The sequence below is a fragment of the Rhizobacter sp. Root404 genome, assembly GCF_001425865.1.
In the GTDB taxonomy this organism is placed as follows: Bacteria; Pseudomonadota; Gammaproteobacteria; order Burkholderiales; family Burkholderiaceae_C; genus LMDS01.
This window is the reverse complement of sequence record NZ_LMDS01000001.1, coordinates 824707-837813: the sequence shown is the minus strand read 5'-3', so window position 1 is coordinate 837813 and position 13107 is coordinate 824707. Positions and strand designations below refer to the sequence as shown.

Annotated in this window: 13 protein-coding genes; 10 read left to right on the top strand and 3 right to left on the bottom strand. The window is 70.9% G+C overall.

Annotated features, from left to right (window positions below; all coding sequences use genetic code 11):
* The first annotated feature begins 315 nt into the window (after nucleotides 1–315).
* The gene (locus ASC76_RS03810) at nucleotides 316–2451 is read left to right on the top strand and encodes a sigma-54-dependent Fis family transcriptional regulator (RefSeq protein ID WP_082548697.1); all 2136 of its coding nucleotides are present in this window, start codon (nucleotides 316–318) and stop codon (nucleotides 2449–2451) included.
* Between the two features lie 12 nt (nucleotides 2452–2463).
* Here the strand turns inward: ASC76_RS03810 and ASC76_RS25035 are convergent, their stop codons facing one another.
* Entirely contained in the window at nucleotides 2464–3378 is a 915-nt protein-coding gene (locus ASC76_RS25035) for a hypothetical protein (protein ID WP_056462543.1), read from the bottom strand.
* A gap of 297 nt (nucleotides 3379–3675) precedes the next feature.
* Here ASC76_RS25035 and pqqB point away from each other — a divergent pair, with 297 nt between their 5' ends.
* The 9 genes from pqqB to ASC76_RS03760 all read left to right on the top strand — a co-directional run bounded on the left by pqqB (nucleotide 3676) and on the right by ASC76_RS03760 (nucleotide 10784).
* Nucleotides 3676–4611 carry a pyrroloquinoline quinone biosynthesis protein PqqB gene (gene pqqB, locus ASC76_RS03800; protein ID WP_056462540.1) on the top strand — a complete coding sequence of 312 codons (936 nt, stop codon included), beginning with the start codon at nucleotides 3676–3678 and terminating at the stop codon, nucleotides 4609–4611.
* Nucleotides 4608–5306 carry a hypothetical protein gene (locus tag ASC76_RS03795; protein WP_235580333.1) on the top strand — a complete coding sequence of 233 codons (699 nt, stop codon included), beginning with the start codon at nucleotides 4608–4610 and terminating at the stop codon, nucleotides 5304–5306. Before pqqB ends, ASC76_RS03795 begins: the two co-directional genes overlap by 4 nt.
* A complete protein-coding gene (locus ASC76_RS03790) occupies nucleotides 5303–5914 on the top strand; it encodes a hypothetical protein (RefSeq protein ID WP_056462537.1) in 612 nt (203 codons plus the stop codon). Before ASC76_RS03795 ends, ASC76_RS03790 begins: the two co-directional genes overlap by 4 nt.
* Complete coding sequence (locus ASC76_RS03785; protein WP_056462534.1) at nucleotides 5911–6405, top strand: hypothetical protein; 495 nt, start codon at nucleotides 5911–5913, stop codon at nucleotides 6403–6405. Before ASC76_RS03790 ends, ASC76_RS03785 begins: the two co-directional genes overlap by 4 nt.
* The gene (locus tag ASC76_RS03780) at nucleotides 6405–7133 is read left to right on the top strand and encodes a hypothetical protein (protein ID WP_056462530.1); all 729 of its coding nucleotides are present in this window, start codon (nucleotides 6405–6407) and stop codon (nucleotides 7131–7133) included. The genes ASC76_RS03785 and ASC76_RS03780 overlap by 1 nt, the downstream gene beginning before the upstream one ends.
* Before the next feature lie 170 nt (nucleotides 7134–7303).
* Nucleotides 7304–8080 (top strand): hypothetical protein, encoded by a 777-nt coding sequence (locus ASC76_RS03775; RefSeq protein WP_157615260.1) that lies wholly within the window; start codon nucleotides 7304–7306, stop codon nucleotides 8078–8080.
* Nucleotides 8067–9200, top strand: coding sequence for a hypothetical protein (locus ASC76_RS03770; RefSeq protein WP_056462525.1), 1134 nt, complete (start codon nucleotides 8067–8069; stop codon nucleotides 9198–9200). Before ASC76_RS03775 ends, ASC76_RS03770 begins: the two co-directional genes overlap by 14 nt.
* 53 nt (nucleotides 9201–9253) lie before the next feature.
* Nucleotides 9254–10333 (top strand): hypothetical protein, encoded by a 1080-nt coding sequence (locus ASC76_RS03765; protein ID WP_157615258.1) that lies wholly within the window; start codon nucleotides 9254–9256, stop codon nucleotides 10331–10333.
* Entirely contained in the window at nucleotides 10314–10784 is a 471-nt protein-coding gene (locus tag ASC76_RS03760; protein WP_157615256.1) for a hypothetical protein, read from the top strand. Before ASC76_RS03765 ends, ASC76_RS03760 begins: the two co-directional genes overlap by 20 nt.
* 13 nt (nucleotides 10785–10797) lie before the next feature.
* Here ASC76_RS03760 and ASC76_RS03755 read toward each other — a convergent pair whose 3' ends face one another.
* Nucleotides 10798–11115, bottom strand: a complete 318-nt coding sequence (locus ASC76_RS03755; RefSeq protein WP_157615254.1) for a high-potential iron-sulfur protein — start codon at nucleotides 11113–11115, stop codon at nucleotides 10798–10800.
* A gap of 89 nt (nucleotides 11116–11204) precedes the next feature.
* Nucleotides 11205–13013 (bottom strand): PQQ-dependent methanol/ethanol family dehydrogenase, encoded by a 1809-nt coding sequence (locus tag ASC76_RS03750; protein WP_056462516.1) that lies wholly within the window; start codon nucleotides 13011–13013, stop codon nucleotides 11205–11207.
* Nucleotides 13014–13107 lie beyond the last annotated feature (94 nt).

Sequence of the window (13107 nt, the reverse complement as noted above, 5' to 3'; positions counted from 1 at the left end):
GCACGCCACCCGGGCGCGTGGCGCGGCCGAGCCGCTGTCGGATCGAGGTCTTCATGGGGTTGTCTCCGGTGTCGAATCGAGAAAGCGTTCGTTGCCGGCATTTGTGCAAACGCTGTGCCACGGCCCAGTGTTCCAGCCTTGAGCACTCGGCCTGTCACAGGCCCGGAGTTCCTATGGACAATAGAGCCCTTTTGGAACAGCATCGCGCCGCGGCGGGCTGTACCAGCGCCTTTCACGAGCGGTGACAGTCCCTGGAGAGGGCACACACACCTGCGACGACGACAGAGACAACCTGCACGGCAGGCGGAGACGACCATGACCACATCCGCTCGAGATTCGAACGGTCCGATGGGCCTGCCGACCAAGCGCGGCGACGACCGCGCCATCGCCGGCACCGTGAGCCCGCCGCGCGTCGAGTTCATCGAACGCTCCCACCAGCGCAGCGCAGCGCTGGGCCTGTCGCGCGGCGAGAAGCGCGACTTCGATCCGATGATCCGCAGCGACCTGAACGTCGCCCGCGAACGCAACCACCGCCTCTACGTGCACGCTGCGCCGGTGATGCAGATGCTGTTCGAGCAGATCGTCAACACCGAAAGCATGATCGTGCTGACGGACGCGCAGGGCACGATCCTGCATTCCGTGGGCGACGACGACTTCCTCGAACGCGCCGACAAGGTCGCGCTCGCGCCCGGCGAGAACTGGGCCGAGCACTCGAAGGGCACGAACGCGATCGGCACCGCGCTGTTCGAGGCCGCGCCGACGCTCGTGCACGCCCACGAGCACTTCATCCACGCCAACCACTTCCTGACCTGCTCGGCGGCGCCGATCTTCGACCCGCGCGGCAACATGCTCGGCGTGCTGGACGTGACCGGCGACCACCGCAGCTACCACCAGCACACGATGGGGCTGGTGCGCATGTCGGCGCGGATGATCGAGAACCACTGGCTCTCGGACGACTTCAACAACCGGCTGCGCCTGCACTTCCACAGCCGCGCCGAGTTCATCGGCACGCTGCTGGAAGGCATCGTCGTCGTCGGGCCGGACGGCAAGATCCTCGGCGCCAACCGCAGCGCGCTCGACCAGCTAGGCATCAGCGGCGCCGCGCTGCGCATGCAGAGCGTGACCACGCTGTTCGGCACCACGCCGTCGGCGATCTACGACCACTTCCGGATGCCGATGTCGGCGCCGATGCACCTGAGCCTGCCCAGCGGCCAGCTGTTCCACGCAACCGCGCGCTTCGACTGGCCGTCGCGCCCGGTGATCGCCGGCCGCCACGGCGACGACGCCGCGCCCGACCACGTGCTCGCGCCCGCGGCCAGCCCGCGCCTGGCCGGGCCCTCCTCGACCGACCGCCGACCGGAGGGCAGCCCGTTCTCCGGCCTGCAGTACCTGCGCACCGGTGACCCGCAGGTCGACGTGCTGGTGCAGAAGATCCGCCGCATCCTGGACCGCGACATCCCGCTGCTGATCCTCGGCGAGACCGGCACCGGCAAGGAACTGCTGGCGCGCGCGGTGCACCACGACTCCAACCGCGCGCGGCAGCCGTTCGTCGCGGTGAACTGCGCGTCGATCCCCGAGTCGCTGATCGAGGCCGAGCTGTTCGGCTACGAAGACGGCGCGTTCACCGGCGCCCGCCGCAAGGGCGCGCCGGGGCGCATCGTCCAGGCCAACGGCGGCACGCTGTTCCTCGACGAGATCGGCGACATGCCGCAGCCGCTGCAGGCCCGCCTGCTGCGCGTGCTGCAGGAGCGCTGCGTGACGCCGCTGGGCAGCACCAAGGCGATCCCTGTCGACATCGCGGTGATCGGCGCCACCCACCGCAACCTGCGCGAGATGATCGACCGCCAGGAGTTCCGCGAAGACCTCTACTACCGCCTCAACGGCCTCGCGCTGCGGCTGCCGGCGCTGCGCGAACGCACCGACCTCGAAGCGGTCGCGCGGCGCATCCTGCAGGCCGAGCGCCCGCAGGACACGCCGGCGCTGAGCCCGCGCGTGCTCGACCTGTTCAGGCGCTACCGCTGGCCCGGCAACATCCGCCAGCTGGCCAACGTGCTGCGCACCGCAGCGGTGATGTCCGCCGGCGAGCACGAGATCACCAGCGCCCACCTGTCGGACGATTTCCTCGAGGACGCGCAGCGCGCCGTGACGACCGCCGCGCCGCCGGCGATGCCGGGGCCGGCCTACCAGCCGCCGTTCACGGTCGAGACGACCCCCGGCTCGGCCTGCGCGATCGCCACGCCGCCTGCGGACGTCGCGGTGCGCACCCACCGCGGCGTGATGCCGGCCGAGCCCGCGCCGACGCACACGCTGGAGCAGGTCGAGATCGAGATGATCCGCAACGTCCTCGAGGCCGTGAACGGCAACATCTCCGCCGCGTCCAAGCAGCTCGGCATCAGCCGCAACACGATCTACCGCAAGCTGCGCTGGAACGTCACCGACGGCACCACCTGACGGTCGCCGCCGTCAGCGCATCAGCTCCGCCTCGCGCTCGCGCCAGACCCGCTGCAGGTTGAGCGGGTGGCGCCGCGCGTAGCCGGGCAGCGCCGCGAACCCTGGCACGTCGACCCCGATGCCGGCCGCACCGTCGACATCGCCGCGCTCCAGGTGCGAGCGCACCGCGCCGCGCAGCGCATCGACGTAGGCGACCTGCTGCGCGACGGCGTGCGCGTCGGCCACGTCGCCCTGTTCGCCGAGCAGGCGAGCACCCACCGCGAAGCGCTGCAGCGCGCGCAGGCTGCCCAGCAGGAGGGCGCTGTCCGTCTCGCGCAGGTCGGGCACGTCGTCGGTCCACAGCAGGCCCTGCGCGACGACGATCGACGTGGCCCGGTGGCGCAGCACCAGCGTGCGTTCGCCGCGCGCCCGAGGCAGCGCCCGCCACGCGAACGGCCCGAGTGCGCCGCGGCTGGCGCCGGCGCCGCCGACCGGCTGCGTCGGCACGCGGATGCGGTCGTGACGCAGGCTTTTGCCGGCCGCGCCGATGCGCGCCTTCAGGCGATCGAGGCACGTGCCGCAGCGCGCGCGCATCGCCGCGATCACGTCGGGCAGGGCCCACCCCCGCGCCGCCGGGAAGGCGGCATTGCCGAGCGCCAGCTCGGGCGCGGCCCGGGTGTTGACCACGTCGCTCACCGGCCGGCCGAGCCGGCGCTGGATCGCGCAGCCGAGTGCCGCGCCGAAGGCCGGTGTCGGGCCGCTGCCGACCAGCCAGACGCGCGCACCGTCCTGCACGACGACCAACTGCGCGACCACACCGCCGTTGGCGGCGTCGCTCTCGCCGCGCGCGGCCGGCACGCGCCAGACCTGCGCCGCCACCGGCACCAGCGGCACCTCGGCCAGCCCGTCGCAGGCCGCCTCGGCGGCCACGCCCGGCGCCGCGGACACCGCCAGCAGCGCCGCGATCCAGCCCCTCGCAGCCGCCGATCGAGCGCGAAATTCGACAGAGGGCTTTCCCTGTACCACTGCTCCACCGCACTGCTCCGCCATGGAGCAAATCAGGGTGTTCCATGACGTCCCGGCGGCTCGCGAAGCGTGCCACGGACCTGCGGCGCACCGGCATGCGTATTGCTGAAGGGGTTCGATTCGCACGGCTTGCTCCCAAGCAAGCTCCCTGCCGCAGTCCGATCACGACAAGAACGAGGAGACCATGAACCGCACACCGCAGCGCGCCGGCGAGGCCGAATGAAGATCCTCGTGCTCGGCTCCGGCGCGGGCGGCGGCTTCCCGCAATGGAACTGCCGGTGCCGGCAGTGCGCGTCGTTCCGCCGCGGCGAGCTCGACGGCGCGGCGCGCACCCAAAGCTCGGTCGCGGTCTCGCAGGACGGCGCGGACTGGGTGCTCCTGAATGCCTCGCCCGACATCGCGCAGCAGATCCGCGCCAACACCCTCCTGCACCCGACGCAACACGCCGGCCCGCGCGACTCGCCGATCAAGGCGGTCGTGCTGACGGACTCCCAGCTCCACAACGTCGCCGGCCTGCTGAGCCTGCGCGAGAGCCAGCGGCTCGAGGTGTTCGCCACGCCGCTGGTGTTCGAGGACCTGACCGCCGGCCTGCCGCTGCTCAGCGCGCTCGACCACTACACCGCGGTGCACTGGCACATGCTGCCGGTCGCGGGCAACGCGGCGGTCGCGCCGTTCCGCATCGAGGGCTTCCCCGACCTCGCGTTCTGCGCCGTCGATGTGCCCGGCAAGGCGCCGCGCCATGCGCGCCAGCGTGGCGAGACGGTCGGCGAATGCATCGCGCTGCACATCCAGGACACGCGCACCGGGCAGCGCTTCTTCTTCTCGCCGGCGCTCGCCGAGGTCGGCAGCGCCGAGCTCGACTGGATGCGCGCGGCCGACTGCCTGATGGTCGACGGCACCTTCTGGGACGAGCACGAGCTGCGTGATGCGGGCCTGGGCGGACCCAGCGCCTCCGAGCTCGGCCACCTGCCGCAGATGGCGTTCGAGGGGCGCGCCGGCATGATCGACGCGCTGAACGCGACCGACGCGCCGCGCAAGATCCTGACCCACGTCAACAACAGCAACCCGATCCTCGACGCGCATGGCCGGCAGCGCCGCACGCTGGCCGACCACGGCATCGAGGTCGCGCACGACGGCATGGTGATCGAGCTGTGAAGGCACTGACAGCTTCGATCAACACGGGGCGCGCCACGCGCCGGCGCGAGGAGGCCGCGGCGTTGTCCGAGCCGCTCTGGCTCGAATGGCTGGCGCTGGCGGGCGTGCTCGGCTTCGCGACCTGGCTGCTCGGCGCGCGCGGCGTCTGGGCGCTGCTGCTGCGCTCCGACCCGACCGGCATCACGCTCGTCATCATCGTGGTGTTCGCGACCGCGACGTTGTGGTGCGGCACGCGCAGCCGCCAGCTGCAGCGCGAACGCCGGGCGCTCGCGCATGCCGACGACGCGCCCGGGGCCGGCTGGGCCGCCGACTATCTGGCCGCGCTCGCCGGCCCCGCGCCCGACCACGACACCGCGCTCGACCTGCTGCTGGAGCGCACCCACGGCCCGCACGGCACCGCCTGGTGGGTCAACGGCATCCAGCTCAAGCTCGGCCTGCTCGGCAAGGTGATCGGCTTCTCGATCCTCGCGCTGACGATCGGCAACGCGCCGAGCTTCGACGCGTCGCAATCGCAGGAGCTGCTGCGCAGCCTCACGACGGGCCTGGGCGTGGCGCTGCTGACGACGATGGTCGGACTCGTCGGCAACATCCTGCTCGGCCTGCAGCTGACGCGGCTGGACCGCTATGCCGACCTGCTGGTCGCCGACGTGCAGCGGCTCGGCCTCGCGGCGCGAGGCGCGGAGCCGACGCCATGATCGGGCGGCGCGGTCGCGGCGCGCGCGAGGCGGAGGTCGATCCGTTCTACGACATGTTGTTCAACATGCTGATCGCCTTCGTGTTCTGCTTCATCGTCGCGCTGCTGGCGATGAACCCGAAGGCGCTGAAGGCCGGCGACATCCCGTCGAAGGCCGAGTACATCGTCAACGTCGGCTGGCCCGACCGCAACCCGAACGACATCGACACCTGGGTCCAGGATCCGGGCGGCAACCTGGTGTGGTTCCGCGCCCGCGAGGCCGGCCTGATGTACCTGGACCGCGACGACCGCGGCGACGCCAACGACGCGATCGTCATCAACGGCCAGCGCATCCAGAGCCCGTTCCGCCAGGAGGTGGTGACGGTGCGCGGCATCCTGCCGGGCGAGTTCACCGTCAACGTGCAGTACTACCAGTCGCGCGACGGCCAGCCGGTGGACGTGACCGTCTCGGTCATCAAGGTCAACCCACGCGCCGAGGTCGTCTTCTACGGCCAGCTGCGCCTCGCCCGCCAGGGCGACGAGGCCACCGCCGCGCGCTTCACGGTGCTGCCCGACGGCCAGGTCGTCAACGTCAACACCCTGCCCAAATCACTGGTGCAACGCCTATGACCCTGCCCGTCGTGCTGAGCCTGGCCGCCCTCGCCTTCCTGACCCTGCTCGCGCTGCTCTGGTCACGCTGGCCGGGCTGGCTGAAGGGCGTGCTGGTGGTCGGCGTCACCGTCTTCTATTTCTTCGCCAACGAGGTCGTGCACGGCATGTGGGGCTGGCCGAGCAGCGATGCGCTGCCCGAGCGCTTCGTGCTCCTCGCCGCAGTGATCGAGGAGCCGAACACCAAGCGCCCGGGCGCGCTGTACGTGTGGGTCAACGCGCTCGAGGACGGCAAGCCGAGCGCGCAGCCGCGCGCCTTCCAGCTGCCCTACGCGAAGGACCTGCACGCGCTGCTCAACGAGGGCATGAAGAAGATCCGCGAAGGGGTCAGCCAGGTCGGCACCAGCGAGCCGAAGGCCGGCCGCAACGGGCTGTCGTGGCTGCGGCCGGGCAACGACGAGCGCTCGGTCAAGCTGCGCGACATGCCCGTGCCGCAGCTGCCGGAGAAGTGATGACGTCGCGCACTGCGCTCGCGAACGTCGTGATCGCGGCCGCGGTCGCGACCGTGCTCGCCGGCTGCGAGCGCGCGCCGTCGGCCGATGCGCTGTTCCCGCTCGACGCCGGCCACCGCTGGACCTACCGCGTGACGACCCGCCTCGGCGACGACGCCAGCGAACGCGAGACGCTGACGCTGCGCACGATCGGCCGCGAAGCGGTGCCCGCCCTCGGCGACGTGGCCGCGTTCCGGCGCCGCAGCGACAGCGGCCTCGACTACTGGCTGCAAGCGGACGCGAGCGGCATCTACCGCGTCGCGAGCAAGAGCGACCTCGACCCCGAGCCGGTGCCCGACAAGCCGCCGCGCTTCGTGCTGAAGGCGCCATTCGTCGTCGGCACGCAGTGGCAGGCGACGACGACGGCCTACCTGCTGATGCGCCGCAGCGAGTTCCCGCGCGAGATCCGGCACACCCACCCGAAGGTGCCGATGACCTACCAGATCGAAGCGCTCGCCGAATCGCTCGACGTGCCCGCCGGCCACTTCGACCGCTGCCTGCGCGTGCGCGGCAGCGCCAGCGTGCGCATCTACGCCGACCCGGCCAGCGGCTGGCGCGACATGCCGCTCACGACGCTCGAGTGGTACTGCCCCGGCGTCGGGCTCGCGCGCATGGAACGCAGCGAGCCGGCCGGCTCGGCATTCCTGACCGGCGGCACGCGCACGCTGGAGCTCGAGTCGTGGCGATGAGCGCGTTCCGGTCCGCCTGAGCGCGCCGCTGATGCCGGGATCGACGCGCCGTTCTCCTCCCTAGATTGCAGCCGTCGGCGGCACGACTGTTGGAGGCGCGGTCGCTACACTGCGACCAGAACGTTGCGCGCCCGACTGGCTTGGCGTCCTGGCGCGCCAGGAGGCGACCCATGGTCAACGGCTTGCCCGCTGCGACTCCCCGATTCGCGGCTGCCACCTTGCTGGGGTTGGGTGCGGTGCTCGCGTGCAGCGTGTTGGAGGCAGCCGAATTCCGCTGTGCCGAACTCAAGCCGAGCGAATCACGGCAACCACCCTACCAGCGTGCGGCCGGGCAGTTGCGCTGCGAAGGCTTCTACGACCGCAATGTGTCGCAGCCCTTCGTCGAACTCGTGTCCCTGACGGCGGCGCCGCCGATCGCGCAGGTCGGTACCACGCTGGAGATCAGCGCATCGCGCCGCTGGCCGACCCAACTGATCGTGCAGCCGCTCCGGCCGGCGCCGTTCTACCGCGTCGACGCACCGATCGGCGCCGATCAATCGGTGCGCTGGGACGCCGCCACGATGCTCGATGCGGCGCGCCTGCGACTGCGCGACCTCGGCTTCCTGGCCCTCGCCCCCGAGCTGGATGGCACGCTGACCGTCGTCCCGGTCGGTTTCGCGCCGTCGCCGGTCGAGGCGCGCACGCCGCCGCAGGCCGTGCTGCGGATATCGGTGCCGGTGGCGCGCCTGGCCTGGCGCAGCCTTCGGCTCGATGGCAGCGACGGCTCCGGGACGTGGCGCGACATTCCGGGCCCGGCCCGATTCGCGTGGGAACGCGTGCCGCTGGCGCTCGAGATGCCCGCTGACGGCCACGGCATGCGGGTCGAAGTGCAGGCGACCGACGCCGACGGCAAGGTATTGCCGTTGTTGCGCTTCAACGTGCGCGGACCCGCCGATGTCGGCTCCTGAGACGCCGCCGTCGCCGCTCGAAGGCGCGCGCGCCGGGGCCGCCAGGCGCCTCGCGGAACGTGCCGCCGACCCTGCGGTCCCGCTGACGGAATTGCGCGATCTCGGCGAGCGATTGCGCTTGATCGACGCCGGGCTGGCCGCGCGACAGGCGACCCCGACCCCGCGGCGCCGCTGGCCACCCGCGTTCTGGCCGGCATTGGCCGTGGGCACGCTGGTGTCCCTGGCGGCGTGGGTGCCCGTGCGGACGGTGCCGTTCGCCCTCGAGCTGCGTGCCCAGTCGGCGACCCTGCTGTTCGACACCCCGGGCGAACTCGGCGCCCAGACGATCGACGGTGAACTGCGCATCGAGGGCCAGACGCGCCTGGAGTCGCCTGCGCCCGCGATCTCACGGGACGCCGCTGCGGCGGGCAGCGACGGGATCGTGCTGCGTGCGTCGCAGCTGACGTTGCGGCGCCTCGCCTATCCGGCTGGCAGCACGATGGTCGTCAATGCTGGGCGCCATCTGCAGCTCGGGGTCGACGCGCCGACGTCGCCGCTGGTCGCCGAGGTCGAGTTCGCCGGGCGCACCGTCTGGCGAATCGGCGACGGCGACGCATCACCACCGGCCGACCTCGCGCATGCCGAGTGGCTGCGGGCGAGCGCAGGCGATCCGGCGCGGCCGGAGCGCGGGCCACCGCCCCTCGATCTCTGGCTCGGGCGTGCGGACGGTCGGTCCTTTGCCTGGACCGGCCTGCGACCCGTGGAGCTCCGCTTCGTCGCTCGCCGCGAAGGCGCGACGGCCGGCGGCGCGCCGATCGTCGCGTCGAGCATCGAGCAGGCGCAGCTCAAGCTGCCCGCCACCAACGCCGAGGTCAACCTGGGCGCGGGAGATCGCCTCGAGATGAGCGGCCTCAGCCTCGAGCGCTTCGAGATGACCGCGGGCGACAGCATCGTCCTGAAGCTCGCGGGGACCGCGCGCGTGCTGGCCACCCGCACGGGAGATTTCGAGCGCTCGCTCAAGCCCAGCCTGCTCGAGTTCCTCGCTCGCCACCACACGGTGAGTCTGTTGTGGAGTTCGGCGCTGATGTTGTGGGGAGCCATTGCATGGCTGCGAAACCAGTTCGACGCGACGACGCGCTGAGCCGACCGGGTGCGGCGCCGCGGTCGCGCCGGATCGCCGGCGTCGCGCTCGGCATGCTGCTGGGCGTCGGCGCCGCCGCCCAGGACACGACGTTCGACGATGGACCGACGCTCGCCGACCGTCTGCTCGCCGGCGTCGTGCGCATCCACGCCGACGAGCACGGCTTCGGTGTCGTCGTCGGCGCCGATCGGGACTTCGTCTACATCGCCACCGCGCAGCACGTGGTCGGCGTCGACGCGCCGGTCGTCGTCCATGGATGCCTCGGGGCCCTGCCGGCCGGATCGGTGGCCGAGCGAGTCGGCGGTATGGCCGCGACGACCGAGGATCTCGCGCTGCTGCGCGTGGCGCGACCCCCTGACTACACGCTCGCTGTCCGCGCGCTGGCGCCGGCCGCCCGCGTCGCGGTGCGCGACCCCGCATGGCTGCTCGGTCGCGACGACGTGTGCGCGGTGCTGCCACGCAGCGGCGCGGTCGCCGCGCCGCCCGATGTCCGAACGGCGTGGCGCGTCGACATGCCGGGCGTGCTCGGCGGCAGTTCCGGCGCGCCCGTGGCCACCGGGCGCGGCATCATCGGCATCACGACCGACTCCGACGACGCCAACATCACCGTCCTCGACATGGCGCACATCGCGCGACGGGTGCGCGCCGTCGGCGCGAGCTTCGACCTCGTCGACGCACGCAACGAACCTCCCAACGACCCGCAAGCCGCCGAGCTGGCGCTGGCCGAAATGCTGAGCGGCTTTCTGCGCGAGCTGCGCGATGCCCAGACGGTGCTGCGCCAGCCGACCGTCAAACGGGAGTATTTCGTCCGCACGGTCACCGAGTACGACCAGGCCGCCGAACGGTTTCTGGCCGCGAAGGACAAGTACACAGGCACCCTCGTGCGCCACTGGCAACCGGACGTTGCACCCCAGTGGCTCGCGCTGCGCGACCGCCTGCAAGCCGTCCACGACAACTTTCTGGCAGTCAACAGCCAGGCCCGCCAGATCGTGGAGACCGAACGCGTGCCGAAGGCGGTGCGCGATCGCATGGAGGCGCTCGACCCGGAGCTTGATGCGCTCCAGGGCGCCATCGCGCAGTTCTTGCGCCTGCTCAGTCAAAGGAGACTCGTCAATGCAAACCCAACCCCTTGATCGCCGCGCGGTGCGTGCCACACGCCGAGGGTCTGCGGCCTGGCTGTTCGCGGCCGTGCTGGCCGGATGCGGCGGCGGCGAAGTGCTGCTGGTGCCGTTCTTCACGTTCGGCTTCTCGTTCACCGGCACCGTCGCGGGCGCGGATCACGATGTGTTCCTGAACCTCAACCCGAACGCACCGACCACGTCGAGCGGCAACTTCGAGGCCTTCAGCACGCTGCGCATCGACGCCGACTCGCGTGACGTGACGGGCAGCTACTCGGGTTGCACGCTGACCCTGAACGTCGGGCCGTCGGGGGGCGGCGTCGCCTCGACGCTGATCGCCACGAAGTACAGCGGCCGGTTCACCGGCGCGAACACCATCGAGCTCACCCCGAATACCGCAACGCTGCCGGCGCTGACGCTGACCCGCGCGGGCGGCCAGACCGACACGCGCGCACAGACCTGCTGAGGCGACCGACAGCTCACCCCGGCGCCTTGGCCCAGACCTGGCACCACCCCGCGTTCGCCACGTGCTTGCGGCCGAACATCGCGCAACCGGCCCAGGCATCGTTCGGCTTTCCCTGCCAGAACGAGCAGCTGGCGCAGTGCTGCGTCGCCGCGTGCTTGGGGTATTTCTTGGCGTCGACCTTGGTCGTGTCGTGCCGGTAGCCGAGCGTGACGGCCTGTTCGTCGGCCTCGTCGACATGGGCGCCGGCCTGCGCGAACGAACGCGTCGCGACGACCGCGCTGCCGGCGACGACGAGCTGCCCGACGAAGCGGCGGCGTGAGGATGGATTCATTCGAGTCTCCAGGATTGAATGGGGATCGGACATGAAGACGGCCACGTGCCGCACCGCACGGTGCGCCACGTGGCCGCAGTGCCGGCCGCTCAGTTGACGGCAGCGACCTTGGTGGTCTTCAGCGGCGCGTCGGCGGCCGCGGTCTGCGTCGCGCCCTTCGGGATCTTGAAGACCCACACCATGCCGCCCTGCTCGAGGAAGTTGACCTTCTTCGCGACGTCACCGCCCCACAGCGGCACCGCACCGCCCCAGCCGGAGACGACGCTGACGTACTGCTCGCCGTTCTGCATCCAGGTCACCGGCGGCGCGACGACGCCGGAGCCGGTCTGGAACTCCCACATCACCTTGCCGGTCTTCGCGTCGGCAGCCTTCAGCAGGCCTTCCGGCGTGCCCCAGAACACCAGGTTGCCGGCGGTGGTCAGCACGCCGCCCCAGAGCGGCGCGCCGTTCTTCACTTCCCAGACGATCTTGCCGGTCTTCGGGTCGATCGCGCGCATCGCGCCGATGTAGTCGTCGTTGAGCGTCTTGATCGTGAAGCCGGCGCCGAGGTAGGCCGCGCCCTTCTTGTAGGTGACCGGCTCGTTCCAGATTTCCATGCCCCATTCGTTGGACGGCACGTAGAACAGCTTGGTGTCGGGGCTGTAGGCCATCGGCATCTGGTTCTTGCCGCCGAGGAAGCTCGGCGCCGCGAACACCGAATTGCCCTTCTTGCCGTCGGCGCCGGTCGTCGGGTCGGTCGGGCGGTTCTCGGGGACGAAGTTCGGGCGTCCGGTCTTCAGGTCGATGCCGGCGGCCCAGGTCACCTTCTTGACGAACGGGAACGCGTTCTCGAGCTTGCCGTTGGTCGCATCGAGCACGTAGAAGAAGCCGTTGCGGTCGGCCTTGCCGCCCAGGCGCTTGCCGTCCTGGTCGAAGGTGATGAACTCGTTCACGCCGTCGAAGTCCCAGCTGTCGTTCGGCGTGCTCTGGTAGCTCCACTTGATCTGGCCGGTCTTGACGTCGATCGCGACGGTGGAGCACGAGAACAGGTTGTCGCCCTGACGCAGGTGGCTGTTCCACGGGGCCGGCTGGCCGGTTCCGAAGTAGGCCATGCCGGTCTTCGCGTCGTAGGTGCCGCCGAGCCAGGTGGCGGCGCCGCCGGTCTTCCACAAGTCGCCGGGCCAGCTCTTGTTGGTGGTGCCGGAGACGCCGTTCTCCTTCTTGTTGCCGTCCTTGTCGTAGGTGTAGCCCATGTGGCCCTCGACAGTCGGGCGCGACCAGACCAGCTTGCCGGTCTTCGGGTCGCGCGCCTCGACGCGGCCGACCACGCCGAACTCGCCGCCGGACACGCCGGTCAGCAGCAGCCCCTGCGCGATCAGCGGCGCCGCAGTGGCGGAGTAGCCGGCCGCGTAGTCGTCGATCTTCTCCTTCCACACGACGTCTCCGGTGGCCTGGTCGAGTGCGACCAGTTGCGCGTCGAGCGTCGCGAAGATCACCAGGTTGTCGAACAGCGCGGCGCCGCGGTTGACCACGTCGCAGCACGGCATGATGCCTTCGGGCAGGCGGTGCTCGTACTTCCAGAGCTTCTTGCCGGTCGCGGCATCGAGCGCGAAGATGCGCGAGTACGACGCGGTCACGAACATCTTGCCGTTGTGGATCAGCGGCTGCGATTCCTGGCCGCGCTGCTTCTCGCCGCCGAACGAGAAGGCCCAGGCCGGCACGAGCTTGTTGACGTTGGCGGTCGAGACCTGCCTGAGCGCCGAGTAGCGCTGGCCCTGCGTGCCCAGGCCCCAGGACAGGACCTGGTTGCCGGTCTTGGCGGAGTCTTCGATCATCTTGTCGGTCACGGCGGTCTGGGCCGAGGCGGCGAACGAGCCGAGGCCCAGGATGATCGACAGGGGCAATAGCTTCAGGCGCATGGGAGGTCTCCTCGATGGTGGATGTCGGACAGCGTGTCGCGCTGTCTCAAGGAGACCTCAGAGGGCAACAAGCATGCCATCCGCGCAGCCGTGT

What these genes read in the sequence shown, in the direction of transcription:
- pqqB (WP_056462540.1), top strand. Translation starts at nt 3,676, where the DNA reads ATGAAGATCCTCGTGCTCGGCTCCGGCGCGGGCGGCGGCTTCCCGCAA.
- ASC76_RS03760 (WP_157615256.1), top strand. Translation starts at nt 10,314, where the DNA reads ATGCAAACCCAACCCCTTGATCGCCGCGCGGTGCGTGCCACACGCCGA.
- ASC76_RS03785 (WP_056462534.1), top strand. Translation starts at nt 5,911, where the DNA reads ATGACCCTGCCCGTCGTGCTGAGCCTGGCCGCCCTCGCCTTCCTGACC.
- ASC76_RS03765 (WP_157615258.1), top strand. Translation starts at nt 9,254, where the DNA reads ATGCTGCTGGGCGTCGGCGCCGCCGCCCAGGACACGACGTTCGACGAT.
- ASC76_RS03790 (WP_056462537.1), top strand. Translation starts at nt 5,303, where the DNA reads ATGATCGGGCGGCGCGGTCGCGGCGCGCGCGAGGCGGAGGTCGATCCG.
- ASC76_RS03780 (WP_056462530.1), top strand. Translation starts at nt 6,405, where the DNA reads ATGACGTCGCGCACTGCGCTCGCGAACGTCGTGATCGCGGCCGCGGTC.
- ASC76_RS03750 (WP_056462516.1), bottom strand. Translation starts at nt 13,013, where the DNA reads ATGCGCCTGAAGCTATTGCCCCTGTCGATCATCCTGGGCCTCGGCTCG.
- ASC76_RS03770 (WP_056462525.1), top strand. Translation starts at nt 8,067, where the DNA reads ATGTCGGCTCCTGAGACGCCGCCGTCGCCGCTCGAAGGCGCGCGCGCC.
- ASC76_RS03810 (WP_082548697.1), top strand. Translation starts at nt 316, where the DNA reads ATGACCACATCCGCTCGAGATTCGAACGGTCCGATGGGCCTGCCGACC.
- ASC76_RS03755 (WP_157615254.1), bottom strand. Translation starts at nt 11,115, where the DNA reads ATGAATCCATCCTCACGCCGCCGCTTCGTCGGGCAGCTCGTCGTCGCC.
- ASC76_RS03775 (WP_157615260.1), top strand. Translation starts at nt 7,304, where the DNA reads ATGGTCAACGGCTTGCCCGCTGCGACTCCCCGATTCGCGGCTGCCACC.